The organism is Pseudomonas sp. FP2335 (assembly GCF_030687535.1).
Classification (GTDB): Bacteria; Pseudomonadota; Gammaproteobacteria; order Pseudomonadales; family Pseudomonadaceae; genus Aquipseudomonas.
Genome location: NZ_CP117437.1, coordinates 243,806 through 270,087 on the forward strand (window position 1 = coordinate 243,806; position 26,282 = coordinate 270,087).

A 26,282-nucleotide genomic window follows, 5' to 3' on the forward strand; every position below is an offset into this window, starting at 1 on the left:
GAACCGCTGGAGTATGGGAGCCTGCATGCAGTTTAGGAACCCTCAACTAAGCTCACAGTCGCATACACATCTGGTTTATCGCATCACGCAAAGGAGCCTGCATGGGCGGTCGTATTTGCACCTGTATTTTCGGACTTGGCCTACTGACGCTGTTAAGCGGTTGCGGTGAGGAAAAGGCCGAGCCCAAACAGCATTCACGGGTCTTTGTCCAAACCGTGCAACCGGCGGATTTCGCCGCAGCGGTCACCCTCACCGGCGACATCCAGGCCCGTGTGCAAACCGACTTGTCCTTTCGCGTCGGCGGCAAGATCATCCAGCGCATGGTCGACGTGGGTGACCGCGTCAGCGCCAAGCAGGTGCTGGCCAAGCTCGATCCCAAGGATTTGCAGACCAACGTTGATTCCGCCCAGGCCCAGGTCGTGGCCGAGCAGGCGCGGGTCAAGCAGACGGCCGCCGCCTTTGTGCGCCAGGAAAAGCTGCTGCCCAAGGGCTACACCAGCCGCAGCGAATACGACGCCGCCCAGGCCGCGCTGCGCAGCAGCCAAAGCGCCCTGGCCGCCGCGCAAGCCCAATTGGCCAACGCCCGCGAACAACTGGGCTACACCGCGTTGATCGCTGAGGCACCGGGCGTGATCACTGCGCGTCAGGCCGAAGTCGGCCAAGTGGTGCAGGCCACCGTGCCGATCTTCAGCCTGGCCCGCGACGGCGAACGCGATGCGGTGTTCAACGTGTATGAATCGCTGCTGATGGAGCCGCCGCCGGATGCGCCGATCACTGTCAGCCTGTTGGAAAACCCCAGCATCAAGGCCCAAGGCAAAGTCCGCGAAGTCACCCCGGCCGTGGCCGCCAACACCGGCACCGTTCAGGTGAAGATTGCCCTGGAGGCGCTGCCCAAGGGCATGCAACTCGGCTCGGTGGTCAGCGCCACCGCCAGTGGCCCGGCCAGGCCCAGCATCGAGTTGCCCTGGTCAGCCCTGACCAAAGACCTCAACGAACCGGCTGTTTGGTTGGTCGACGGCGACGGCAAGGCGCAGTTGCACAAGGTCAGCGTGGCGCGGTATCTCACCGGCAAAGTCATCATCGGCGACGGCCTCAAGGGCGGCGAAAAAGTCGTGGTGGCCGGTGGGCAACTGCTGCACCCCGGCATGCTCGTCGAGATCGCCCAGCAAGGAGCCCAGCCATGAAGCACCTGACGGCCATACTCGCCGCCAGCCTGTTGCTGGCGGCGTGCTCCAAGCAGGAACCCGCGCCCGAGCCCGTGCGCCCGGTGCTGTCCATGGAAGTGAAAGCCGAAGACCAGGAAACCCTCGGCCGCTTCGCCGGCACTATCCAGGCCCGCTATGAAAGCAACCTGGGGTTCCGTGTGCCCGGCCTTATCGCCCGGCGTGCCGTGGATGTCGGCGCAGAGGTGGAGAAGGGCGCCTTGCTCGCCGTCCTCGACCCCACCGACCAGCAAAACCAACTGCGCGCCGCCCAAGGCGACCTGGCGCGCGTGCAGGCGCAATACATCAATGCCCAGGCCAACGCGCGGCGCCAGCAGGAACTGTTCAACCGTGGCGTCGGCGCCCAGGCCCAGCTGGACATCGCCCAGACCGACCTGAAAACCACCCAGGCCTCCCTCGATCAAGCCCAGGCCGCCGTCAACCAGGCCAAGGACCAGCTCAACTACGCCGAGTTGCGCACCGACCACGGTGGCATCGTCACCGCGTGGAGCGCCGAGGCCGGCCAGGTGGTCAGCGCCGGCCAGCAAGTGGTGACCCTGGCGCGCCCGGACATCAAGGAAGCGGTGATCGACCTGCCCGCAGGCCTCGCCGAACGGCTGCCCCATGACGTGGTGTTCCTGGTTGCCGGGCAACTGGACCCGAGCGTCAACACCACCGCCATCGTGCGCGAGATCGAACCCCAGGCCCAAAGCGCCACCCGCACCCGTCGCGCGCGCCTGAGCCTGGCCGAGACGCCGCCCGCGTTCCGCCTCGGCACAGCAATCAGCGTGACCTTGAGCAGCGCCATCGCGCCGCGTATCGAACTGCCCCTGAGCGCCTTGCAGCAGGTCGACGGCAAGAGCCGCATCTGGCTGCTCGACACCCAGAACCAGACCGTACAGCCGCGTGAGGTCAGCGTCATCAGCCGTGACGCCAGCAGCGCCGTGCTCAGCGGTGGCGTACAGCCCGGTGAACGTATCGTCACCGCCGGCGTGAACAGCCTGAAACCCGGGCAGAAAGTCAAAATCGACGAGGACAGCCCGCGATGAAAGGCAGCTTCAACTTATCCGACTGGGCGCTCAAGCATCAGTCCTTCGTCTGGTACCTGATGTTCGTCGCGCTGCTGATGGGCGTGTTCTCCTACATGAACCTGGGCCGCGAGGAAGACCCTTCCTTCACCATCAAAACCATGGTGATCCAGACCCGCTGGCCGGGCGCGACCCAGGAAGAAACCCTCAAGCAGGTCACCGACCGCATCGAGAAAAAACTCGAGGAACTCGACTCCCTCGACTACGTGAAAAGCTACACGCGGCCGGGCGAGTCCACGGTGTTCGTCTTCTTGAAGGACACCACCAGCGCCAAGGCCATCCCGGAAATCTGGTACCAGGTGCGCAAGAAGATCGACGACATTCGCGGCACCTTTCCCCAGGGTTTGCAGGGGCCGTCGTTCAACGACGAGTTCGGTGATGTGTTCGGCTCGGTCTACGCGTTTACCGGCGACGGCCTGTCGATGCGCCAGTTGCGCGACTACGTCGAGCAGGTGCGCGCCGAGATCCGTTCGGTGCCGGGGCTGGGCAAGGTCGAGATGATCGGCCAGCAGGACGAAGTGATTTACCTGAACTTCTCCACGCGCAAACTCGCCGCGCTGGGCATCGATCAGCGCCAGGTGGTGCAGAGCCTGCAATCGCAGAACGCCGTGACTCCGGCCGGAGTGATCGAGGCCGGGCCGGAGCGGATTTCTGTGCGCACTTCGGGGCAGTTCGCCTCCGAGAAGGACCTGGCCGACGTCAATCTGCGGCTCAACGATCGTTTTTACCGGCTGGCGGACATCGCCGAGATCAGCCGTGGCTACGTCGACCCGGCGCGGCCGCTGTTCCGGTTCAACGGCCAACCGGCAATCGGCCTGGCCATCGCCATGCAGAAGGGCGGCAATATCCAGGCGTTCGGCGCGGCCCTGCACGGGCGCATGGATGAGCTGACCGCCGACCTGCCGGTGGGCGTCGGCGTGCACAAGGTGTCTGACCAGGCCGAAGTGGTGGAGGAGGCTGTCGGCGGCTTCACCAGCGCGTTGTTCGAAGCCGTGATCATCGTGCTGGTGGTGAGTTTTATCAGCCTCGGCCTGCGCGCCGGGCTGGTGGTGGCGTGCTCGATTCCATTGGTGCTGGCGCTGGTGTTCGTGTTCATGGAATACAGCGGCATCACCATGCAGCGTGTGTCGTTGGGCGCGTTGATCATCGCCCTCGGCCTGTTGGTGGACGACGCGATGATCACCGTGGAGATGATGATCACGCGCCTGGAAAAAGGCGAAACCAAGGAACAGGCGGCGACTTACGCCTACACGTCGACGGCGTTTCCGATGCTCACCGGCACCTTGGTGACGGTCGCCGGTTTTGTGCCGATTGGCCTCAATGCCAGTTCGGCGGGCGAGTACACCTTCACCCTGTTCGCGGTGATTGCCGTGGCGATGCTGGTGTCCTGGGTGGTGGCGGTGCTGTTTGCGCCGGTGATTGGCGTGCATATCCTCAGCGCCAAAGTGAAACCCCACGATGCCGAGCCGGGGCGGATTGGCCGCGCGTTCAACGGCGGCATGCTGTGGGCCATGCGCAACCGTTGGTGGGCCATCGGCATCACCGTGGCGTTGTTCGTGGCGTCGGTGTTTTCCATGCAGTTTGTGCAGAACCAGTTCTTTCCATCGTCGGACCGCCCGGAGATCCTGGTTGACCTCAACCTGCCGCAAAACGCCTCGATCAATGAGACCCGCCGCGCCGTGGACCGTCTTGAGGCGATCATCAAGGACGACCCGGACATTGCCCGCTGGAGCACCTATATCGGCCAGGGCGCGATCCGTTTCTACCTGCCGCTGGACCAGCAACTGGAGAACCCCTACTACGCGCAGTTGGTGATCGTGAGCAAAGGCCTGGAAGAGCGCGGCGCCCTGATCGCGCGTCTGCAAAAGCGCCTGCGCGACGACTTCGTCGGTATCGGCAGCTTTGTGCAGCCGCTGGAAATGGGCCCGCCGGTGGGGCGGCCGATTCAGTATCGGGTGTCGGGCAAAGACACCGACCAGGTGCGCAAACACGCGATCGAGCTGGCGACCTTACTGGACAAAAATACGCACCTGGGCGAGATCATTTACGACTGGAACGAGCCAGGCAAAGTGCTGCGGGTGGACATCGCCCAGGACAAGGCGCGGCAGTTGGGGTTTTCTTCGGAAGACGTCGCGCAACTGATGAACAGCGTGGTCAGTGGCGCGTCCGTGACCCAGGTGCACGACGACATCTACCTGATCAATGTGGTCGGCCGTGCCGAAGACGCCGAGCGCGGTACGCCGGAAACCTTGCAGAACCTGCAGATCGTCACGCCCAACGGCACCTCTATCCCGCTTTTGGCGTTCGCCACCGTGCGCTATGAGCTGGAGCAACCGCTGGTGTGGCGCCGCGACCGCAAGCCGACCATCACCATCAAGGCCTCGGTGCGCGATGAGATGCAGCCCACCGACTTGGTCAAACAGCTGGCGCCGACCATCGAAAAATTCAGCGCCGGTTTGCCGGTGGGTTACAAGGTGGCCACCGGCGGCACCGTGGAAGAAAGCGGCAAGGCCCAAGGCCCGATTGCCAGCGTGGTGCCGTTGATGTTGTTCCTGATGGCGACGTTCCTGATGATCCAGTTGCACAGCGTGCAGAAGATGTTCCTGGTGGCGAGCGTCGCGCCGCTGGGGCTGATCGGCGTGGTGTTGGCGCTGATCCCCACGGGCACGCCGATGGGGTTTGTGGCGATCCTCGGCATCCTCGCGCTGATCGGCATCATCATCCGCAACTCGGTGATCCTGGTGACGCAGATCGATGAATATGAGCAGGCGGGTTTTACCCCGTGGGATGCGGTGGTGGAGGCCACCGAACATCGGCGTCGGCCGATCCTGCTGACGGCGGCGGCGGCGAGCCTGGGCATGATCCCCATCGCCCGCGAAGTGTTCTGGGGGCCGATGGCGTACGCGATGATTGGCGGGATCATCATTGCCACGTTGTTGACCCTGTTGTTCCTGCCGGCGCTGTATGTGGCCTGGTACAAGATCCGCGAGCCGAAACAGGAGCAACAGGCCGAATAAGGTCAAAAAATGTGGGAGCGGGCTTGCCCGCGAAAGCGGTCTGTCAGTTAGAAGTGTGCTGACTGATCCACCGCCTTCGCGGGCAAGCCCGCTCCCACATTTGGGTCTCCGCATGCCTTTTGGCTTGTGGGAAACCTCCTGAAATATTGACTGCGGTCGTTTGAGGCTGTGCAGTGTTCTACCCTCTCGACCTTCACCTCAAACGGTCGAAGAAAATGAACTGGCATCGTCACCTTTTGCTGCTCTGTACATTCCTCATCTCCCCGCTGGCCCTTGCCAGCACCGTCCTCGAAAACCCGCTATGGCGTATCGAACTCGACCCCGCGACCCTCGCCATCCGTGCCACGCCCAACGGCCAGGCGCCGGTACAGGCCTCTAGCGGCGTTGCCACACGCGCGGTCAGCGATCTCGCGCAGAGCGCCCTGCAAGCCAGTTGGCAGTGGGGAGCCTTTCGCGTCACGGCCAGCCTTGCGCAACGCGACCTGATGCTTGCCATCACCGCACGCGAACCGGGTGAATTAACGATCCTTCAACAACCCGCCAGCGCCCTCGGCAAGGGCCTGATCTGGCCGTTGGCCGAAGGGCATTACGTGCCCGCCGACAATGCCGTCTGGAGAGCCTTTCTGGTGGAACAGGGCGACCTCAACACCACCCAGGACCTCAGCCTGCCCTTGTGGGGCATGGACCACGGTGCCTTCACCTTGAACTGGCTATTGACCAATCCTTACAACAACCGCCTGAGCTGGAAAGACGCGCTGGCGTTGTCGGTGGCCCACGAATTCACCGCGCTGGACCCCACCGCGCCGATGACCTTGGTGTTGCACCTGGGCGATGCCGATCCGCTGGCCGGCGCCAAGCGTTATCGCCAATGGCGGGTGGAGCAGGGCCGTTACGAGCCGCTGGCGGACAAGCTGCGGCAAACCCCCGAGGCCGAGAAGCTGCTGGGCGCCAGTCACGTCTACCTGTGGGGCAATGACCTGCTGGCGCCGGAGGATGTGCGCGACTGGCCGCTGCTGATCCAGCGGCTGCGCGGGCACGAACTCAAGGGGTTGCTGGACCAGGAAGCCGCGCAGATTCTCGCGCAAACCCGTGTGTTGAACCGCTATGAACAGACCGTGCTGTTGCGCGGCCTCAACGCTGCCATCAACACCAAAGCCCGCCAGAGTTGGCAGGTGGATGAACCGGATATGACCCGCCTCGCCTCGCGTTATGGCCAGCTGCGCAATGAGCTGGCGGTGGCGTTTGCCGGGGCGTTGAGCGAGCGTCCTGAACGCTGGGGCAGCCAGACGGTTCAAGCACTGCGCGATGCGGGTCTTACGCGCTTGTTGCTGACCCTGGGCGACGGTTGGGAAGGCGGCCTCTGGCACCCGGAAGCGATCCGCGCCGGGGTCGACGCCGGGTTTCTGATGGCGCCGTACGACTCCTATGAAACCGCGTTGTCCGCCAGCGAAAACCCGGACTGGACCACCGCCCACCTGGGCCGCCAGGCCTACCGCGACTGCGCGATCGTGTTGAAGAACGGCAAGCTCAAGGCCGGCTTCCAGCAATCCGGCCACTACACCGACCCGCGCTGCGTGCGCCCCCTGCTCGAAGCACGGGCGCAAGCCGTGCAGGCCAAGGCCGGTTTCAACGCCTGGTTCCTTGATGCCTACGCCACCGGCATGGTTTTCGACAGCTATCGTAACGGCGCGCCCATGACCCAGGCGCAAAATGCCGCTGGCAACATCGACGCTTCACACTGGCTGAACACCACGCTCAAGTTGCCCACAGGTTCCGAAGACGGCAATGCGATCACGGCCCAGGGCATCCTGTTTGCCCATGGCATGCAAACGCCGGTGATTGGCTGGGGTGATCAAGCGATGACCCAGGACAAGCAGTCGCCCTATTACGTCGGCAACTGGTTCCCGCCGGAGCAACCGACGGTGTTCTTCAAGCCGGTGCCGCTCAAGGAACCGTTTCGCACTGTGCATTTCGAGCCGGGCATGCGCTTGCCGCTGTATCAGGCGGTGTTCCATGGCTCGGTGATCACCACGCACCACTGGCTGTTCGACAGCCTGAAACTGAGCAATGTGCAGGCGGCGAACGAGCTGACGCAACTGCTCTACAACGTGCCGCCGCTGTATCACCTGAGTGCGTCGACGGTTGAGCAGCGGCTGCCGCTGATCCAGCGCCAGGACCGGTTTTTCCGGCCGCTGCACCAGCGCTTGGCGACCCAGGCGATGACCGGGTTCCGCTGGCTGACGGACGATCGGCAGGTGCAGGAAACCACCTTTGCGGATGGCACGCGGTTGGTGGCGAATTTTGCGGCGGTCCCGAGAGAGGGTTATGCCGCGAGCAGTGTTACGGCGTTAGTGGTGGGTGATAAACCGGTGGTGTATCAGGTCGATTAGCGGTGTCTTTGAGAGCTTCGCGGGCAAGCCCGCTCCCACATTTGACCGAGTTCCAATGTGGGAGCGGGCTTGCCCGCGAAGGCGCCAGACCAGACACCCCTAAAGCCTGCGCCACACACTGGCCAACCAGGGTTGCTGCTCTCGGGGCAGCCCCGCCGGCCGGTAGTAATGTTCCAATTCCACAAACCCGGCCTCAGCCAGCAATGCCTGCCACGCCTCAAGATCGTGATAAGACCCATACCGTGGCCCATTCCAACCTTCCTGGTTATCCCCGCGCGGGTTGGAGCTGAACAACACGCCCCCAGGCTTCAACGCCCCATGCAGCTGCTTGAGCACACGCGGCAGTTCCTGCTTGGGAATATGGAACAGCACCGCATTGGCGAAAATCCCGTCAAAGCGTCCGGCCGGCAGCGCCAGCTTGAGAAAGTCCTGCTGCAACACCTCACAGCCACTGTCCTGGCGCGCCATCTGCGCGAACCGCTCGGAGCCATCCAGGCCCACGGCGATATGCCCCATGCGCGTAAAAGTCTGCAAGTCGCGCCCCGGCCCGCAGCCGAAATCCAGCACGGTAAACGGCGGCGTACCCTGGATATGCCGCAGCAGCGCATCGATGTTCTGGCTCACATCGTGGTCGCGGGTGCCTTCGCGGAAGTCCTCGGCCACCTTGTTGTAGTGGCCGAGGGTGGTGGAGGTGATCTGGTCGAGGTCGTCGGGCTTGAGCGTCATGGCGGGTAATACCGGGCACTGGAATGCCCCGACTATACCTCACCGCTTGTTGAGCACCCGCGCCAACCGATCGCCACCCAGCTGAATGAACGCCACCAGCACCACCAGCAACACAATCACCGTGAGCATGATCTGCGTGTCAAAGCGCTGGTAGCCGTAGCGGTAGGCAATGTCACCCAAACCTCCCGCGCCAATTGCACCGGCCATGGCCGACGAATTGATCATCGTCACCAAGGTAATGGTGAAGCCGCCGACAATCCCCGGCAGCGCTTCCGGCAACAGCACGTGCCAGATGATGTGCCAGCGGCGGCAGCCCATGGCCTGTGCGGCTTCGATCAAGCCGTGATCGACCTCACGCAGGCTCACCTCGGCAATCCGCGCAAAAAACGGCGTGGCGGCGATGGTCAGCGGTACGACCGCCGCCCACACGCCGTAAGTGGTGCCGACGATCAGCCGGGTGAATGGGATCAGCGCCACCATCAGGATCAGGAACGGAATCGAGCGGAACAGATTGACGAACGCCCCCAACACACGGTTCAGCGCCGGCGCCTGGTAGATGCCGCCCTTGTCGCTGGTGACCAGGAACACCGCCAGCGGAATCCCCACCAGCAGCGCGATCAACGACGACACACCGACCATCAGCAAGGTGTCGATGGCACCCTGCAACAAACGATCAAACCACATAGCCCAGCACCTCCACCTGTTGCGCCCAGTTCGCGGCGCGGTTGCGCAATTCGTCGGCGCTGTGGGGCGCGCCATTCACCGCCAGCAACAATTGCCCGAGCGCGTGGCCCTGGATGCGCTCCACGCCGCCTTGCAGCAAGCGCACGCGCCCGCCGAGGGCAGCGAACAGTGCCGCCAGGTCCGGCTCGTCGGTGTCGCTGCCGGTGAATTGCAAACGCAGCACCACGGCCGCCGCGGCCGACGCCGGCGTGGCCTGCAGCCGCTCTTGCAGCTCTGGCGGCAGCCCGTGTTGCAGCGGCGCCAGCAGCGTCTTGCTGACCTCATGCTGCGGGTCGCCGAACACCTGCCACACCGGGCCTTGCTCGACGATATGCCCGTGTTCCAGCACCACCACGCGGTCGCAGATCTCGCGGATCACCGCCATCTCGTGGGTGATCAATACGATGGTCAGGCCCAGGCGCTGATTGATCTCGCGCAGCAGGCCGAGGATCGACTGGGTGGTCTCCGGGTCGAGGGCCGAAGTGGCTTCGTCGCACAGCAGGATCTCGGGGTCGTGCACCAGCGAACGGGCGATGCCCACCCGCTGTTTCTGCCCGCCGGAGAGCTGCGCCGGGTAAGCCTTGTGTTTGTCCTGCAAACCCACCAACTCCAGCAGCTCGCGCACCTTCTGTTCGCGTTGGGGCTTGGGCACACCGGCGACTTTGAGCGGCAACTCGACGTTCTGCCACACGGTCTTGGCCGACATCAAATTGAAGTGCTGGAAGATCATGCCGATGCGCCGACGCAGCGCCACCAGGCGGTCTTCGTCGAAGTCGCCGATGTCCACCTGATCGATCAGCACCCGCCCGCTGCTGGGTTGCTCCAGGCGGTTGATGGTGCGGATCAGCGAGGACTTGCCCGCGCCGCTGCGGCCGATGATGCCGAACACTTCCCCGCGCTGGATCGCCAGGTCGATACCCTGCAAGGCATGCACCTTGCCGTCATAGCTCTTGCCCAGGTTGATGAAGCGCACATGGGCACGGTTCAGCGCCGGGTGCAGTTCGGTCTGCTCGGCGTCCCTGGGCGGTGTGCCCAGGTCGCGCAGTCGAGAGTGGGCGGCGGTCATTTCTTGGCTTCCCAACCGACCTGGTAGAGCTTGCCCAGGGATTTATCCAACGCGGCGCGCACCACCGGCGAGTGCTGGTAGATGTCGACGAACTTGATCACCCGTGGGTCGCTCGTGCCCTTGGGCTGGGTGACGAACTGGATCACGTATTCCGGGTGGTCGAGGCCGTCGAACAGCAGCGCCGACTCGGCATCGAAGGTCTTGGACAGGCGGATGTACGCCGGGTAGCCCTGCACCAGGTCGGCATCGTCATACGCGCGCACCAGTTGCACCGCCTCGACTTGCAGGATCTTGAGCTTTTTCGGGTTGCTGACGATGTCTTCTTCGGTGGCCTTGTAGCCCACGCCCGGCTTGAGGGTGATCAAGCCCGCCTTGGCCAGCAATTGCAGGCCGCGGCCGCTGTTGATCGGGTCGTTGGCGATGGCCACGCTGGCGCCCTGGGGCAGGTCGTTGATGCTTTTGAATTGCTTCGAGTACAGGCCGACGTTGTTGATGATCCCCGGCGCGTACGGCACCAGGTCAAAACCGGCGGCGGCCTTGGCGTTTTCCAGGAACGGGATGTGCTGGAAGTAGTTCACGTCGATGTCACCGGCGGCGAGGCTGACGTTGGGCGCGATCCAGTCGGTGAACTCCACCAGCTCGACTTTCAGGCCTTGCTTGCCGGCTTCGGCGACGGCGGCTTCCAGCGGGATGGCGAAGGCGGCGGTGGTGCCGACTTTCAGCGGTGCGTCGCTGGCGAAGACCGCCGAGCTGAACAGACCGAGGGCCAGGGCCAGTGCTTTGACTGGGTGGGAGAGCAGTGTTTTTTTCATAGTGATTGTCCAGTCATAAGGTATTGGTACAAACAATGGAGATCCAAATGTGGGAGCGGGCTTGCTCGCGAATGCGCTGTGTCAGCTGGCGAATGTGCCGACTGACACACCGCATTCGCGAGCAAGCCCGCTCCCACAGGGGTTAGTGTCGGTAGGTCGATCCGGTGTGCTGTTGGGGAAGTCTGGCGCTGGCGTTGAAGACTTTTTCGCGCAGCGTGCCGGTCTCATAAGCAGTCTTGTACGACCCCCGCTTCTGCAACTCCGGCACCACCAGATCAATGAAGTCCACATAGCTTTCCGGCGTGACAATCCGCGTCAGGTTGAAGCCATCCAGCCCGGTCTCGCTGATCCACGCTTCCAGCTCATCCGCCACCTGTTCGGGCGAGCCGACCAGGGTGATATAGCGTCCGCCCAACGCGTGCTGCTCGAGCAATTTGCGCCGGGTCCAGTCGTTGTTCTGCAGGTTCTTGGTGGCCGACTGGATCGCGTTGCTCTTCACGTACTGGATCGGTTCGTCCAGTGCGTATTGGGAGAAATCAATCGCGGTGGACGCCGAAAAATGCGCCACACCGGCTTCTGCGCTGGCGTAGCCGAGGTACTCGGCGTGCTTCTGCCAGGCAAGTTCCTCGGTGGCGCCGACGATCACGTTGAGGCCCATGAACACCTTGATGTCGTCCGGGTTGCGCCCGGCTTCCACGGCGCTGGCGCGGACCTTGTCCACCTGGACCTTGGTCGACGCCTTGTTCTGGCCGCTGATGAACACACACTCGGCGTGGCGCCCGGCGAACAGCAAGCCACGTTCCGAACTGCCGGCCTGGAACAGCACTGGCGTGCGTTGCGGCGACGGCTCGCACAGGTGATAACCGTCCACCTGATAGAACTCGCCGTGGTGCTCGACCTTGTGCACCTTGCCCGGCTGGGCATACACCCGTGCCTGCGGATCGTTGAGCACGGCGTCGTCTTCCCAGCTGCCCTCCCAGAGTTTGTAGAGCACTTCCAGGTATTCGTCGGCCTGGTCGTAGCGGCGGTCATGCTCGACCTGCTCGGTGAGGCCCATGGCCTTGGCGGCGCTGTCGAGGTAGCCGGTGACGATGTTCCAACCCACGCGGCCACGGCTCAGGTGGTCCAGCGTGGACATGCGCCGGGCGAACAGGTAGGGCGGCTCGTAGGTGAGGTTGGCGGTGAGGCCGAAGCCCAGGTGTTTCGTCACGGCCGCCATTGCCGAGACCAACAGCAAGGGGTCATTCACCGGCAGTTGGATCGACTCTTTGAGCGGCACGTCGATGGAGTGTTGATACACGTCGTACACGCCGACGATATCGGCGATGAACAAACCGTCGAACAACCCGCGTTCGAGGATTTGCGCCAACTCGGTCCAGTACTCGAGGGTCTTGTACTGGGTCGAGGTGTCCCGTGGGTGGGTCCACATGCCGTGGTTGATATGCCCGATGCAGTTCATGTTGAAGGCATTGAGGAGGATTTTTTTCTTGGTCATTTAGATGGTCCCCCGCAGTGGCGGGTTTGCATCGTTGAGGTAGTAGTTGCCCACCGCGTGGTACTTCCAGCGCACCGGGTCGTGCAGCGTGTGCACCCGGGCGTTGCGCCAGTGGCGGTCGAGGCCGTGCTCGGCCAGGGTCGCCTGGCTGCCGGCCAGTTCGAACAGGGTGCTGCCGGCGGCCAGGGAAATCTCGGTGCTCAAGGCGCGCACTTCGGCGACGGCAATCGAGGCGGCCGCCACGGTCTGGGCGTTGCTCTCGGCCTGGGCGCGGTCGAGGTATTCGCCTGCGCGTTCCAGCAGGGCTTCGCTGGCGTGCAGGCGGATGCTCAGGTGGCCGAAGCTTTTCAGGGTCAAGGGGTCTTCGCTGGCTTTTTCGTTGCCGGCATCGATCCACGGGCGGGTCTTGGTGCGCACGAAATGCAGCGCATCCTCGAATGCGGCGCGGGCGATGCCGGTGTCGATGGCGGCGTGCAGGATCTGCGCCAGCGGGCCGACCGTGGTCGGGCGTTCGAACGCGCTCTGGAACGGAATCACGTCGGCGGCGGCGACCCACACGTTGTCGAACACCACCGAACCGCTGCCGGTGGTGCGTTGGCCGAAGCCGCTCCAGTCGTCGATCACCGTCAGGCCCTCGCTGTCACGCGGGACAAAGGCCAGTTGCTGCACGCCGTGTTCATCCACCACCGAAGTGGGGATGCGCTGGGCGTAGATCGCGCCGGTGGAATAGAACTTGCGGCCGCTGATGCGAAAACCGTCGCCGTCGCGGGTGAGCGCGGTGACGCGGTCGTGGGCGGTCTTGGTGCCCAGTTCGGCCAGGGCATTACCGAAGCGCTGGCCGGCCAAGACTTCGGCATACAGGCGTTGTTGCTGCGCCGGGCTGCCGTTCACGCGCAGCACTTCCAGGGCGTAGAAATGGTTTTGCGGGATCTGGCCGAGGGAGGCGTCCGCCTGGGCGATCAGCGCGATGACCTTGGCCAGGGTGACGTTGGACACGCCGGCGCCGCCGTATTCTTTCGGCACGCTGATGCCCCACAGGCCGGAGCGTGAGAACACGTCCAGTTCGGGCAGGGGCAGGCGGCGTTCGCGGTCGCGCTGGGCGCTGTCGCGACGGAAGTCTTCAGCCAGGTCGCTGGCGACCACGAGTGCTTGTTCGTCGCTGGTAATGACCGCGACGTTTGCAGAGAAAGTCATAGTTGCTCCAGAGGTCTGGTCGGTCAGATCCAGGAATGCCGAGCCGGCAAGGTGCCGTTCAATCGGTAGGCGCCCACCGCGTGATACTTCCAGCGCACCGGGTCGTGCAGGGTATGCACGCGGGCGTTGCGCCAGTGACGGTCGAGGTTGAATTCGGCAAGGGTCGCGCGGCTGCCGGCCAGTTCGAAGAGTTTCTCGCTGACCAGCAGCGACACTTCGGTGGTCAGCACTTTCGCTTCGGCCACGGCAATCGAGGCACGGGCGGCGGATTGCGCGGTGATCGGCGCGGCACTGACCTGGTCGAGTACCTGGCCGGCCTTGCGCAGCAGGGCCTCGGCGGCATGCAGTTCGATCTTCAGCCTGCCGATGTCGGCGATCACATACAGGTCGTCGCTGGCGCGTTCGACCTTGGCATCGATCCACGGGCGCGAACGTTCGCGCACGAAGGCGATGGTGTCGTCGAGGGCGCCGCGGGCGATGCCGGCGTCGATGGCGGCCTGGATCAGTTGCGACACGGCGCCCTGGATATTCGGGGTGTCGCCGATGCGCCAGTTGTCGACCACCAGCTCGGCGTCCACCGGCACGTGATCGAGCAGCACCGTGCCGCTGGCGGTGGTGCGTTGGCCGAAGCCCGACCAATCGTCCACGATGCGCAGCCCCTCGGTGCCGCGGCGTACAAAGGCCATGACCTGTTTGCCGTCATCGTTGAGTGCCTTAATCGCCACCCAGTGAGCGAACAGTGCGCCAGTGGAATAGAACTTCTGACCGCTGATCACGTAGCCGTCGCCCTTGGCGGTGATGCGCGCCTTGAGTTCCAGGGTGTTCTTGGTGCCGCGTTCCGGGCCGCCATTGCCGATGCGCCAACCGTCGAGGACGCTCTGGAATAGCTGCTTTTTCTGGCGCTCGGTGGCCGCGCCCTGCAACAGGTGCAGGATGCCGAAATGGTTCTGCGGGATCTGGCCGAGGGCGGGATCGGCCGCGCTGATGATCGCGAACACCTCGGCCAGGGTCACGAATGACACCTGCGGGCCGCCGTATTCGCGGGGAATGGAAATACTGCCCAGGCCACTGCGGGTGAACTGTTCGAGCTGTGCCCACGGCAGCTTGCGTTGCTGATCGCGCGTGGCGGCTTGCAGGCGTGCCGCCTGGGCCAACTCGTGGGCGGCGTTGAGTGCCTCTGCATCGTTGCGCAGCACGGCGGCCGGCAACAGCAGGGGGGCGACGTCCAGATCACTCTGGGGGGGTGTTAGAGCCAAGTTAGACATCAGCGCCGCTCCTTGGCTGCACGCAATGCCCTGGCGTTATGCACCGGGGTAATTCTGACCATACCGACCTCGCATTCAATGAAATGGAAACAGAAAAATCAAAGATGTCCGGTGGTCCGGTGCATATACCCTAAGCGTGTTAAATATTTAAATAAACGCGCTTTTTGGAATAAGCATAGAAGGTCTGTCACCCCGGTTCGCAGGGCGAGCCAAGGGGCCGTGGTTGATAGATCGACGCCGTGCCGGCCGGGCGGGCTGGCGCCCCGGCGGCGATGCGCAAAGTGCGTGTTGGCGCCCAGCGCGAATTGTTGCCCACGCGATCGAGAATGCAGTAGGTGATGTCCAGGCGGCTGTCGTCGCCGGCTTCGACAATCACGGCCGAAGGCACCCACACGTGCAGGGGCTGGCCGACGTCCCTGGTCTGGAGCTTGGGCAGGTCCAGGCGTACATCGCCCCAGCGCAGGGTGATGGCGTCGCCGCGGGTCATGTTCAGGTACGGCTCGATGGTCAGGGGAACACCGCGCCGCACCTGGCTGGGGTTGATGCCGTAGCGGCGAATGGTGTCGGGCAGGCCCACGGGGGCGAGGTTGAGGTTTTCGTCGCTGTACAGCGGCGAGGGCAGGCCGCCGGGGTAGTTGGTCTTGACCCGCACCCGCGTCACCGCCGAGCGCGCCGGTGCGTGGCCGACTTGCATGACTTGGTAATGCACCTGGGCCGGGCCATCGAGCACGAAACTTTCCGGCACCCGCAAGTGGGTTGGCGTGCCGATCTTGCACGTGGTCACGCGCCGTGAGGCGGCAAAGCAGTTGTTCCAGAACAGCTCGATCAGGTCGCCTTCTTCCATGCCGGGGTAGGGCGCAATGTCGACCTGCAAATGTGCGGCGGCCAGGGCATTGATGCCGTTTCCCAGGGCCTGGGGCAGTGTTGGCGCGGTGAGCAGGGTGTGCGTCATAAGTCATCTCCTTGATGCAGCCAGCAGCAATCGTTCCGGCCCTTTGCACACAGGTGTGCAGGGGGCTGAAAAGCACGGTGCAGTGAATAGCCGGGATAGGATCCAATCCTCAGGGAGCTAGATAAGAGGGTTGGCCAAGGAGCGTCAATGGCGGCAAAAGGCTAAACGGCGGGCAGGGAGATATTCAGAAGGGTCTGACTGGCGGGGGGATTTTAAGAGGCACACGTGCGAGGACTTTTTGTAGGCCTCGCAGTGGGTAGTGAGCGGGCTTGCCCCGCGCTGGAGTGCGCAGCGCTCCCAAAAATCCTGGGGCCGCTTCGCAGCCCAGCGGGAGCAAGCTCCCTCGCCACAGAAGAGGAGTGTCGGGGTGTCAGTGGGCGAGGAATTTGCTCAGGAACTGTTTGGTGCGTTCTTCCTTGGGGTTGGCGAACAGGGCCTTGGCTTCGCCTTGCTCGACGATCACGCCCTTGTCGAAGAAGATCACCCGGTTGGCCACGTCCCGCGCAAAGCTCATCTCGTGGGTGACGATGACCATGGTGCGGTTCTCTTCGGCCAGGCTGCGGATGGTCGCCAGCACTTCGCCCACCAGTTCCGGGTCGAGGGCGGAAGTGGGTTCGTCGAACAGAATCACCTCCGGTTCCATGGCCAGCGCCCGGGCAATTGCCACGCGCTGCTGCTGGCCGCCGGACAGGCGCCGCGGGTAGGCGTCTTCCTTGCCCGCCAGGCCGACCCGTTCCAGCAGCTTGCGCCCCAGGGCAACCGCCGCGTCGCGAGGCATCTTCTTGACCACGGTAGGGCCTTCGATGACGTTTTCCAACGCGGTGCGGTGGGGGAACAGGTTGAAGTTCTGGAACACGAAACCCACGTGCTGGCGCAAGCGCCGCACCAGGCCTTGTTGCTGGTTGATGGATTTGCTGCTGTCGATCTCGATGTCACCCACCTTGATGCGACCGCTGGTGGGTTGTTCGAGGAAATTCAGGCAGCGCAGGAAGGTGGTCTTGCCGGAACCGCTGGGGCCGATGATGGCGATGACTTCGCCTTCCTTGACCTCGAGGTCGATGCCGTTGAGTACCACCTGGCCCTTGAATTGTTTGGTCAGTTTTTCAACCACGATCATGGGTCAAGACTCCAGGTCATGCCGGTTGACCCGGTCTTCCAGACGATTTTGCAAATGCGCCAGGATGCTCGCCAGGATCCAGTAGATCAGGGCGGCGGACAGGTACATGGTGAAGATTTCAAAGGTGCGTGCCGACACCAGTTGTGCCTGGCGGAACAGTTCGGGCACCTGGATGGTGGCGGCCAGCGCGGTGTCCTTGACCAGTGAAATAAAGCTGTTGCCCAGCGGCGGCAAGGCCGTGCGCATGGCCTGCGGCAGGATGGCCCGGCGCAGGGTCTGCGCGCGGGTCATGCCGATACTGGCCGCGGCTTCCCACTGGCCGCGCTCGATGGAGCTGATGGCGGCGCGCAGGATTTCACAGGCGTAGGCGGCCATGTTCAGCGAAAAGCCGATCATGGCCGCCGGGATCGGATCCAGCTCGATGCCCACTTGCGGCAAGCCGTAGTAGATCAAAAACAGCTGCACCAGCAAGGGCGTGCCGCGAAAGAACGACACGTAGACTCGGGCGGTCCAGCTCAATAGCTTGAAGCGCGACAGGCGCATCAAGGCCAGGCCGAAGCCCAGCAGCAAACCGAAGAACATCCCGCCGAGGCTGAGAATCACCGTGTAATACGCGCCCTTGAGCAGAAAGGGCGCGGAGTCCAGCGCGAGTTGGAAACCTGCTTCCATTATTGAGTGACGTCAGCGGCGAAGTACTTCTCGGACAGCTTCTTCAAGGTGCCATCGGCGCGCAGCTTGTCGAGGGCCTTGTTTACCGCGTCGAGCAGTTCGGGCTCGCCTTTACGCAGGGCAACCCCGGCTTCCTGGCGCGAGAAAGCAGCGCCGGCAGCGGCGGTGTCGGTGGCTTTCTTCGCATATTCGAGGGCGGCCAGGCGGTCGATCAGGATGGCGTCGGTACGGCCGATGCGCAGGTCCTGGAACTTGGTCGGGTCATCGTTATAGGTCTTGATAATGGCTTTAGGCTGATTGTCCTTGAGCCATTGCTCGTAATTGGTGCCCAGGCCCACACCGACTTTCTTGCCGGCCAGGTCATCGGCGGTCTTGATGGTGTCGACGTTTTTCGCCAGGGTCAGCGCTTGAATGCCGGAGACGGTGTACGGCTTGGAGAAGTCATACTTCTTCTTGCGTTCTTCGGAGATGGTCACTTGGTTGACCACCGCGTCGAGGCGCTTGGATTCCAGGGCGGCGAGGATGCCGTCCCATGGCGTGGCTTGCAGTTTGACCTTGACGCCCAGCTCTTTGGCCAGGGCTTCGGACAGCTCCACTTCGAAGCCGCTGAGCTTGCCGCTTTCATCGACGAAGCTGAACGGTGGGTAGGTGCCTTCCAGGCCGATCTTGATCTCGCCAGCCTTCTTGATGTTGTCCAGCTGTTCACCCGCGACGGCTTGGCCGATCAGGCCAGCGCCGAGTGCCAGGCCCAAAGTGCCAACCAACAACGTGCGACGGAATACAGAAATAGTCATGAAATGCCCCTGTGTTTTTTGTGTTGAGCGAAGCAGGTGACGCAGTGGTCGTATCCTGCCTTAAAGCGCGTAGCGCGTCTTCGCCTGCGGCGCGATGATAGAGCGGGTTTTTAAGACTTGAAAATAATATAAATCTTGTTTGATATTCTATTGTGGAATAAGTGGCTATTCTAATGTGGGAGCGGGCTTGCTCGCCAATGCGGTGCATCAGTCAACGCATAGGCTGAATGACACACCGCTTTCGCGAGCAAGCCCGCTCCCACATTTTGATCCTTGTTCCTTCAGCTAAAGGCGGCGCCATAAGCAAACAACGCCGGCGCCCCGCCGGTGTGCAGGAAAATGATCGGGCCATCCTCAAACCGCTGGCGCCCGATCCCGTCCAACAATCCGGCCATGGCCTTGCCAGTGTAGACCGGGTCCAGCAGCAGGCCTTCCTGGCTTGCCAATAGCTTGACCGCCGAAAGGGTGCCGGCGTTCGGTTCGCCGTAGCGCGGGCCGAAGTATTCGTCCCACAGGATCACTTTGAACGCCTCGGGAATCGCCACGCCGAGCAACTCGGCGGTGCGTGCGGCCAGGCCTTCGACTTTCGGGCGCTGGGCTTCGTCGGTGCGCGAAACGGTGACGCCCACCACTGGCAAGTCCGGCAACGCTTCGCTCAGCGCCAACGCCAGGCCGCTGTGGGTGCCAGCGCTGCCGGAGGCCAGCACCACGGCGGCAAATCTGATCCCGCTGTCTTCGATCTGCGCGGCCAGTTCCAGGCCGGCGCGCACGTAACCCAGGGCGCCGAGGGCGTTGGAGCCGCCGATGGGCACCAGGTAGGGCTTCTTGCCGTTGCTGCGCAGACGGTCGGCGAGGGCGTTGAGTTGGTCGTCGGCGTTGTCGAGGTTCTCGACCAGTTCGACTTTGGCGTCGAACAGGTCCAGCAACAGACGGTTGCCGTTGCCCAGGTAGTTCGGGTCTTTGGTGTCGGTGGGGTTTTCCAGCAGCGCGACGCAGCCCAGGCCGAGCTTGGCGGCCAGCGCGGCGGTCTGGCGCACGTGGTTGGACTGGATCGCACCGGCGGTGACCAGGGTGTCGGCGCCCTGGGCGATGGCGTCGGCGGCGAGGTATTCGAGCTTGCGCAGCTTGTTGCCGCCCATGGCCAGGGGTGTGGTGTCGTCGCGCTTGACGTAGATGTCGCGGCCCAACCAGGCCGACAGCCGTTCGAGTTTTTCCAGGGCGGTGGCGCCGCCCAGCAGTTCCAGGCGGCTAAAGCGGTCGAGCTGTTGTTTGATCATGGCTGCGCACGGTTGATAAAGGATGAAGCGACTATAGGCAGGCACTTTTCATCGGGCAACCGCCAATCGCTTATATCGGACAGTTCTTAGCATCACACCATTGGTTCTTAATGACGGCCAGGGTGCATACCGTAAAGTGATGGGCATTTCGTCAGGAGTGAAGACCGTGAGTGAGCGTTCCAGTCATTGGCAATTACAGACCATCGTCAGCCAACTGCGCGGCGCCCGGGACCAGTGGCGAACGCGCAATGGCCGTTTGAGTGGCGAGCATGGCGGGCGCGAGTTGCCGTCGCGCGAGGCGGTGGCGCAAATTCTTGACGCGTTGTGCGGGGCGCTGTTCCCGATGCGCCTGGGCCCGGTGGATTTGCGCGAGGAAAGTGAAGATTTCTACGTCGGCCATACCCTCGACGTCGCACTCAACGCCTTGCTCGGCCAGGCGCGCCTGGAACTGCGCTACGCCGCCCGCCAAGGCGGCCAGGATGACCGCGAGGTCGATGCGCGGGCGATCCGCCTGATCCAGGATTTCGCCCTGGCCCTGCCCTCCCTGCGCAGCCTATTGGACACCGATGTCCTCGCCGCCTACCACGGCGACCCGGCGGCGCGCAGCGTAGATGAAGTGCTGCTGTGCTACCCCGGCATCCTGGCGGTGATTCACCATCGCCTGGCCCACCATCTGTACCGCGCCGGGCTGCCGTTGCTGGCGCGGATCAGCGCAGAAATCGCGCACTCGGCCACCGGCATCGACATCCATCCCGGCGCGCAGATCGGCCCGAGTTTCTTCATCGACCACGGGACCGGCGTGGTGATCGGCGAGACCGCGATCATCGGCGAGCGCGTGCGCATCTACCAGGCTGTGACCCTGGGGGCCAAACGCTTCCCGGCGGATGAAGACGGGCAGTTGCAGAAAGGCCACCCACGCCACCCGATTGTCGAGGATGACGTGGTGATCTACGCCGGCGCGACGATCCTGGGGCGCATCACCATCGGCCAGGGCTCGACCATCGGCGGTAATGTGTGGCTGACGCGCAGCGTGCCGGCGGGGGCGAACATTACCCAGGCGAACCTGCAGCATGATGACGGTGCGCAGAAATAAGTCGGACACGGACCCCATGTGGGAGCTGGCTTGCCTGCGATAGCGATCTGTCTGTGCCAAATGTATTGGCTGGTACACCGCTATCGCAGGCAAGCCAGCTCCCACAGTTTTGTGCACATTTCACACCCAAATTGCTGAACGATTTGCCATCCCCGCTCGTCATAGCCTTCCCTGAGCTAGTGTAGGAATCACCTACCACTCAGCCCTGCGATTAGTCCCGGAGCGCCTATCCATGTTTAACTTGAACACTCGTTCAAGTTAAATCCGGTGGTTCGCTGCCCGCTCACAACAGGAGGCTTACCTTTGCTGAGTCCGTTTTATACAGCCACATCCCCCACCCTCGGGGTGCATCGCTCATGAGTGCATCGTCCACCCCATCCAGCGGCCTGGTGCGTATGAATGCGCCGGTCTTCTACTTTGCCGCCACGTTCATTCTGCTGTTCGGCCTGATTGTCATCGCCATCCCGCAACAGGCCGGTGCCTGGTTGCTGGCCGCGCAAAACTGGGCGGCCAATACGGTTGGCTGGTACTACATGCTGGCGATGACCCTGTATCTGGTCTTCGTGGTGGTCACCGCGTTATCGGGCTACGGCAAGATAAAACTCGGTGCCGACCACGACGAGCCCGAGTTCAGTTATCTGTCCTGGGCCGGCATGCTGTTCGCTGCCGGGATCAGCATCACGCTGTTTTTCTTCTGCGTGTCCGAGCCGCTGACCCACTTGGTGCAGCCACCCCAAGGCGCGCCAATGAACGCCGATGCCGCGCGCCAGGCCATGCAGATCCTGTTTCTGCACTGGGGCCTGCATGGCTGGGGCGTGTTCGCCTTTGTCGGCATGGCCCTGGCATATTTCGCCTATCGGCATAACCTGCCGCTGGCGTTGCGTTCGGCGCTGTACCCGCTGATCGGCAAGCGCATCAACGGCCCCATCGGTTATGCGGTGGATGGCTTCGGCATCATCGCCACGGTGTTTGGCCTGGGCGCGGACATGGGCTTTGGGGTGCTGCACCTCAACTCGGGCCTGGACTACTTGTTTGGCATCGCCCACACCCAGTGGATCCAGGTCGGCCTGATCACCTTGATGATGGGCGCCGCGATCATTGTCGCGGTGGCGGGGGTCGACAAGGGTGTGCGGGTGATGTCCGACATCAACATGCTGCTGGCCTGTGCGCTGCTGCTGTTCGTGTTGTTTGCCGGGCCGACCCAGCATTTGCTCAACACCCTGATCCAGAACCTCGGCGACTACCTGGGCGCATTGCCGACCAAGAGTTTCGACGTGTACGCCTATGACAAGCCGAGCGACTGGCTGGGCGGTTGGACAGTGTTCTACTGGGCCTGGTGGATCGCGTGGTCGCCGTTCGTAGGGCTGTTTATCGCGCGGATTTCCCGTGGCCGCACTATCCGCGAATTCGTGTTTGGCGTGCTGCTGATCCCGCTGGGTTTCACCCTGGCGTGGATGTCGATCTTCGGCAACAGCGCCATCGACCAGGTGCTCAACCACGGCATGGCGGCGCTCGGTCAGTCGGCCGTCGACAACCCGTCGATGAGCCTCTATCTGCTGCTGGAAACTTACCCGTGGAGCAAGGTGGTGATCGCGGTCACGGTGTTTATCAGCTTTGTGTTCTTCGTTACCTCGGCCGACTCCGGCACGGTGGTGCTGTCGACCCTGTCGTCCAAGGGCGGCAACGCCGATGAAGACGGGCCGAAGTGGCTGCGGGTGTTCTGGGGTGTGATGACCGGGTTGGTCACCAGTGCGCTGCTGTTTGCCGGCAGCATCGACTCGCTGAAGTCAGCCGTGGTGCTGACCTCGCTGCCGTTCTCGTTGATCCTGCTGCTGATGATGTGGGGCCTGCACAAGGCGTTCTACCTCGAATCGCAAAAGCAGATTGCGCAGTTGCATTCCCTGGCGCCGGTGTCGGCGTCGCGCAGAGGCCGTGGCGGTTGGCGTCAGCGTTTAAGCCAGGCCGTGCACTTCCCGTCGCGGGATGAGGTGTACCGCTTCCTTGAATCGACGGTGCGACCGGCGATTGAAGAAGTGACGGCGGTGTTTGTCGAGAAGGGCCTGAATGTGACGACTCAGCCCGACCCGTCCAACGACAGTGTCAGCCTGGAAATCGGGCATGGCGAGGAGCATCCGTTCATCTACCAGGTGCAGATGCGCGGCTACTTCACGCCGTCGTTTGCCCGTGGCGGCATGGGTTCCAAAGAGCTCAACAACCGCCGCTACTACCGGGCGGAAGTGCATTTGGCCGAGGGCAGCCAGGACTACGATCTGGTCGGCTACACCAAGGAGCAGATCATCAACGACATCCTTGACCAGTACGAGCGGCATTTGCAGTTCCTGCACTTGGTGCGTTGATAGCTGGCTTGTTGAAGTCTGCTTTGTGTGGGAGCGGGCTTGCTCGCGAAAGCGGTGTATCAGTCACACAGGTATCGACTGACACGACGCCTTCGCGAGCAAGCCCGCTCCCACACAAGCCCGCTCCCACAAAAAAACCTCGCAAAGCCCTGATCTACAGGGCTTTCATGAATTTAATTTCATCCGCCGCGCGCCGGTTTTGACGCGCAACTGTCATCTGTCCACTGCGTAATTGTGTGAAGCGTTTGACGCTTTCATTTCAGAACAGTGACGGAGACCGGTAACAATGAAGAGGTTATTGAGCCCCATGGTGGGAGCCGCCATGGCGAGCTTTATGCTGTCCGCCCATGCCGATTTTATCGATGACAGCCACGCCGACGTGACCCTGCTCAATCGCTATCTCAACCAGCAGGGGCGCGATGTGGTGAACAGCAACGCCAAGGCCCACAGCATCCGCGATTGGGGGCAGGGGTTCGAGTTCAACTTCAAGTCGGGCTACACCGACGGGCCGGTGGGTTTTGGCCTCGATCTGCAGGCGTTCTACGGGTTGAAGCTGGACTCCGGCGGTGACCTCAACGACAAGGACCACCAGAGCCGCTACCCCGGCAGCATGTTCCCGTTGGACAACGGCAAGTCCGCCGACCAGTTCGGCGTACTCAGCCCGACGTTCAAGATGCGCCTAGCCAAGGATGAGCTGCGCATCGGCACGCTGTACGGCAACAACCCGGTGCTGGCCAACACCGATGGCCGCCTGTACCAGCAGACCAATACCGGGGTGCAGTGGGTGTCCAAGGATCTCAGCGATTTCACCTTCACCGGCGGCGATATTTTCAAGACCAAGATCCGCAACGAAACCGGCGACCAGGGCATGATCACCGCCGGCGGCACCAAGGAAAGCGAGCGCTTCCTGTTCGGCGGCGCCGATTACACCGGCATCCGGAATACGACGGTCAGCCTGTGGTATTCGAACCTCGAGGATTACTACCAGCAGTTTTTCGTGGGCGCCAAGCGCCATGATGCGTTGTCGGTGGGTGCGCTCGATACCGATGTGCGTGTGTTCCGCAGCCTCGGTGTGGGCGGCAATGCCGATGGCGACAAGGACTATGCAGCCAGTGGTGTCTACGGCGATGGCGTGAACAAAGGCCGTATCAACCAGACCACCGCCAGCCTGCTTGAAAGCTACAGCCTGGACGGTCATACCGTCGGCCTGGGCATCCAGAAAAACAGCGGTGAAAGCGACTTCCCTTACCTCGACTCCGGCCTCAACAGCGGTGATGCCCGCCAAGGTCCCGGCTCAGGTGCGGACACGCCGGCGCTGACCAATCTGCAGTTGAACAAATTCCAGCATGCCGGTGAGCGCACCTGGCTGGCCCAGTACAAATACGATCTGGGCAAGCTCGGCCTCACCGGCGTGACCTTTTCTGCCGCCTATGCCCACGGCGATGACATCCGCACGGCACAGGGCACCACCAGCGAATGGGAGCGTGACGTTGCCGTGGCGTATCAAGTGCCTACAGGCACCCTCAAGGGCCTCGGTGTGACCTGGAAAAATGCCCACGCCAGCCCGGATATTTCCGGTGCCACCGTGCAGGATGAAAACCGCTTTTATGTCAGCTATGTCGTTCCACTCTGGTAGGAAATTGCTGTAAAACGAAAGGGCAGACTTAAGCGATTCAGCTGGTTAAAAGGCCTGGGAATAAGGTTATTCCCAGGCCTTATTTGCCCTAAGCCCAGAGAGGATTCGATGACGTACATTGCTGCCGAAAACCGCTATGAATCTATCCCGTATCGCCGCGTAGGCCGCAGTGGATTGGTGCTGCCTGCACTGTCCCTGGGGCTGTGGCACAACTTTGGCGACAGCACCCCGATCGACACTCAGCGCGCCCTGTTGCGCACCGCGTTCGACCTGGGGATCAACCACTTCGACCTGGCCAACAACTACGGCCCGCCGTATGGCAGCGCCGAGATCAACTTCGGCCGTTTGCTGCGCGAAGACTTCAAGCATTACCGCGACGAACTGATCATCTCCAGCAAGGCCGGTTGGGACATGTGGCCAGGCCCATACGGCCAGGGCGGCGGTTCGCGCAAATACATCCTGGCGAGCCTGGACCAGAGCCTGCAACGCCTGGGCGTCGACTACGTGGACATCTTCTACTCCCACCGTTTTGACGCCGACACCCCGCTGGAAGAAACCGCCAGCGCCCTTGCCACTGCCGTGCAACAAGGCAAGGCGTTATACATCGGCATCTCTTCGTATTCCGGGGTGAAAACCCGCGAGATCGCTGCCTTGCTCAAAGAATGGAAAGTGCCGCTGTTGATTCACCAACCGGCCTACAACCTGCTCAACCGCTGGGTAGAAAAAGACCTGCTGGACACCACCGAAGAGCTCGGCGCCGGGGTGATCGCATTCACGCCGCTGGCCCAGGGCCTGCTGACCGACAAATACCTCAACGGCGTACCGGCGGATGCACGGGTGAATCGTCCGGGCGGTGGTTCGTTGCAGGCCAAGCACTTGTCCGAAGCCAACATCGCCCACGTGCGTGCGTTGAATGAGATCGCCAAGGGTCGTGGCCAGAGCCTGGCGCAACTGGCGCTGGCGTGGACCCTGCGTGATCCACGGGTGACCAGCGCGCTGATCGGCGCGAGCCGGCCAGAGCAGATCATCGAGAACGTCGGCGCGTTGAAAAACTTGAGCTTCAGTGCTGAGGAGTTGGCAGAGATCGACCGGTTTGCCCAGGAAGGCGGGATCAACCTGTGGGAAAAACCATCCACCGCTGAATAAGCGGCCGGCAGTACGCGGTCAATGTGGGGGCAAGCAAGCCAGCTCCCACATTGGGTTTACAGCGTTGTGAAGAAGGCGGGTACAACCCGATCCGCGTGGGAGCGGGCTTGCCCGCGAAGGCGGCGTGTCAGTCGATGAAAGCGCTGGCTGACCCACCGCTATCGCAGGCAAGCCAGCTCCCACATTGGGTTTACAGCGTTGTGAAGAACGTGGGTACAACCCGATCCGTGTGGGAGCGGGCTTGCCCGCGAAGGCGGTGGATC

General features: G+C 62.8%; 20 protein-coding genes. 8 read left to right on the top strand and 12 right to left on the bottom strand.

Going from position 1 to position 26,282, the window contains the following annotated elements:
* The first annotated feature begins 101 nt into the window (after positions 1-101).
* From PSH81_RS01105 to PSH81_RS01120, 4 genes are all read left to right on the top strand, one after another.
* Entirely contained in the window at positions 102-1,184 is a 1,083-nt protein-coding gene (locus PSH81_RS01105) for an efflux RND transporter periplasmic adaptor subunit (protein ID WP_192298494.1), read from the top strand.
* Complete coding sequence (locus PSH81_RS01110; protein ID WP_305391861.1) at positions 1,181-2,251, top strand: efflux RND transporter periplasmic adaptor subunit; 1,071 nt, start codon at positions 1,181-1,183, stop codon at positions 2,249-2,251. The genes PSH81_RS01105 and PSH81_RS01110 overlap by 4 nt, the downstream gene beginning before the upstream one ends.
* On the top strand, positions 2,248-5,307 hold the full coding sequence (locus PSH81_RS01115; RefSeq protein WP_192298492.1) for an efflux RND transporter permease subunit: 3,060 nt from the start codon (positions 2,248-2,250) through the stop codon (positions 5,305-5,307). Before PSH81_RS01110 ends, PSH81_RS01115 begins: the two co-directional genes overlap by 4 nt.
* 215 nt (positions 5,308-5,522) lie before the next feature.
* Positions 5,523-7,697 (top strand): glycoside hydrolase, encoded by a 2,175-nt coding sequence (locus tag PSH81_RS01120; protein ID WP_305391862.1) that lies wholly within the window; start codon positions 5,523-5,525, stop codon positions 7,695-7,697.
* A 99-nt stretch (positions 7,698-7,796) separates the two neighbouring features.
* On the opposite strand, the gene PSH81_RS01125 is transcribed toward PSH81_RS01120, so the two are convergent.
* From PSH81_RS01125 to PSH81_RS01180, 12 genes are all read right to left on the bottom strand, one after another.
* Entirely contained in the window at positions 7,797-8,423 is a 627-nt protein-coding gene (locus PSH81_RS01125) for a bifunctional 2-polyprenyl-6-hydroxyphenol methylase/3-demethylubiquinol 3-O-methyltransferase UbiG (RefSeq protein WP_226456700.1), read from the bottom strand.
* Positions 8,424-8,462: 39 nt separating this feature from the next.
* Positions 8,463-9,107 (bottom strand): methionine ABC transporter permease, encoded by a 645-nt coding sequence (locus PSH81_RS01130; protein WP_017736886.1) that lies wholly within the window; start codon positions 9,105-9,107, stop codon positions 8,463-8,465.
* Complete coding sequence (locus tag PSH81_RS01135) at positions 9,097-10,212, bottom strand: methionine ABC transporter ATP-binding protein (RefSeq protein ID WP_226456701.1); 1,116 nt, start codon at positions 10,210-10,212, stop codon at positions 9,097-9,099. The genes PSH81_RS01130 and PSH81_RS01135 overlap by 11 nt, the downstream gene beginning before the upstream one ends.
* Complete coding sequence (locus PSH81_RS01140; protein WP_226456702.1) at positions 10,209-11,024, bottom strand: MetQ/NlpA family ABC transporter substrate-binding protein; 816 nt, start codon at positions 11,022-11,024, stop codon at positions 10,209-10,211. The genes PSH81_RS01135 and PSH81_RS01140 overlap by 4 nt, the downstream gene beginning before the upstream one ends.
* A 142-nt stretch (positions 11,025-11,166) precedes the next feature.
* A complete protein-coding gene (locus PSH81_RS01145; protein ID WP_305391863.1) occupies positions 11,167-12,519 on the bottom strand; it encodes an LLM class flavin-dependent oxidoreductase in 1,353 nt (450 codons plus the stop codon).
* Positions 12,520-13,713 carry an SfnB family sulfur acquisition oxidoreductase gene (locus PSH81_RS01150; RefSeq protein WP_305391864.1) on the bottom strand — a complete coding sequence of 398 codons (1,194 nt, stop codon included), beginning with the start codon at positions 13,711-13,713 and terminating at the stop codon, positions 12,520-12,522.
* A gap of 23 nt (positions 13,714-13,736) precedes the next feature.
* Positions 13,737-14,978: an SfnB family sulfur acquisition oxidoreductase gene (locus PSH81_RS01155; RefSeq protein WP_192298485.1), complete on the bottom strand. Its 1,242-nt coding sequence runs from the start codon at positions 14,976-14,978 to the stop codon at positions 13,737-13,739.
* Between the two features lie 187 nt (positions 14,979-15,165).
* Positions 15,166-15,930 (bottom strand): hypothetical protein, encoded by a 765-nt coding sequence (locus PSH81_RS01160; protein WP_192298484.1) that lies wholly within the window; start codon positions 15,928-15,930, stop codon positions 15,166-15,168.
* 370 nt (positions 15,931-16,300) lie between these two features.
* Complete coding sequence (gene tcyN, locus PSH81_RS01165; protein WP_305391865.1) at positions 16,301-17,047, bottom strand: L-cystine ABC transporter ATP-binding protein TcyN; 747 nt, start codon at positions 17,045-17,047, stop codon at positions 16,301-16,303.
* 3 nt (positions 17,048-17,050) lie between these two features.
* Positions 17,051-17,716: a cystine ABC transporter permease gene (gene tcyL, locus PSH81_RS01170; protein ID WP_017734622.1), complete on the bottom strand. Its 666-nt coding sequence runs from the start codon at positions 17,714-17,716 to the stop codon at positions 17,051-17,053.
* Positions 17,716-18,510 carry a cystine ABC transporter substrate-binding protein gene (gene tcyJ, locus PSH81_RS01175; protein ID WP_207040967.1) on the bottom strand — a complete coding sequence of 265 codons (795 nt, stop codon included), beginning with the start codon at positions 18,508-18,510 and terminating at the stop codon, positions 17,716-17,718. The genes tcyL and tcyJ overlap by 1 nt, the downstream gene beginning before the upstream one ends.
* 281 nt (positions 18,511-18,791) lie before the next feature.
* Positions 18,792-19,787, bottom strand: a complete 996-nt coding sequence (locus PSH81_RS01180) for a D-cysteine desulfhydrase (protein WP_192298481.1) — start codon at positions 19,785-19,787, stop codon at positions 18,792-18,794.
* A 166-nt stretch (positions 19,788-19,953) separates the two neighbouring features.
* On the opposite strand from PSH81_RS01180, the gene epsC reads away from it, so the two are divergent.
* The 4 genes from epsC to mgrA all read left to right on the top strand — a co-directional run bounded on the left by epsC (position 19,954) and on the right by mgrA (position 26,019).
* Entirely contained in the window at positions 19,954-20,880 is a 927-nt protein-coding gene (epsC, locus tag PSH81_RS01185; RefSeq protein WP_305391866.1) for a serine O-acetyltransferase EpsC, read from the top strand.
* Between the two features lie 395 nt (positions 20,881-21,275).
* Entirely contained in the window at positions 21,276-23,237 is a 1,962-nt protein-coding gene (gene betT / locus PSH81_RS01190; protein ID WP_192298604.1) for a choline transporter BetT, read from the top strand.
* Positions 23,238-23,544: 307 nt separating this feature from the next.
* Entirely contained in the window at positions 23,545-24,873 is a 1,329-nt protein-coding gene (locus tag PSH81_RS01195; protein ID WP_305392743.1) for an OprD family outer membrane porin, read from the top strand.
* A 108-nt stretch (positions 24,874-24,981) separates the two neighbouring features.
* Positions 24,982-26,019 (top strand): L-glyceraldehyde 3-phosphate reductase, encoded by a 1,038-nt coding sequence (mgrA, locus tag PSH81_RS01200; RefSeq protein WP_192298479.1) that lies wholly within the window; start codon positions 24,982-24,984, stop codon positions 26,017-26,019.
* Positions 26,020-26,282: the final 263 nt, after the last annotated feature.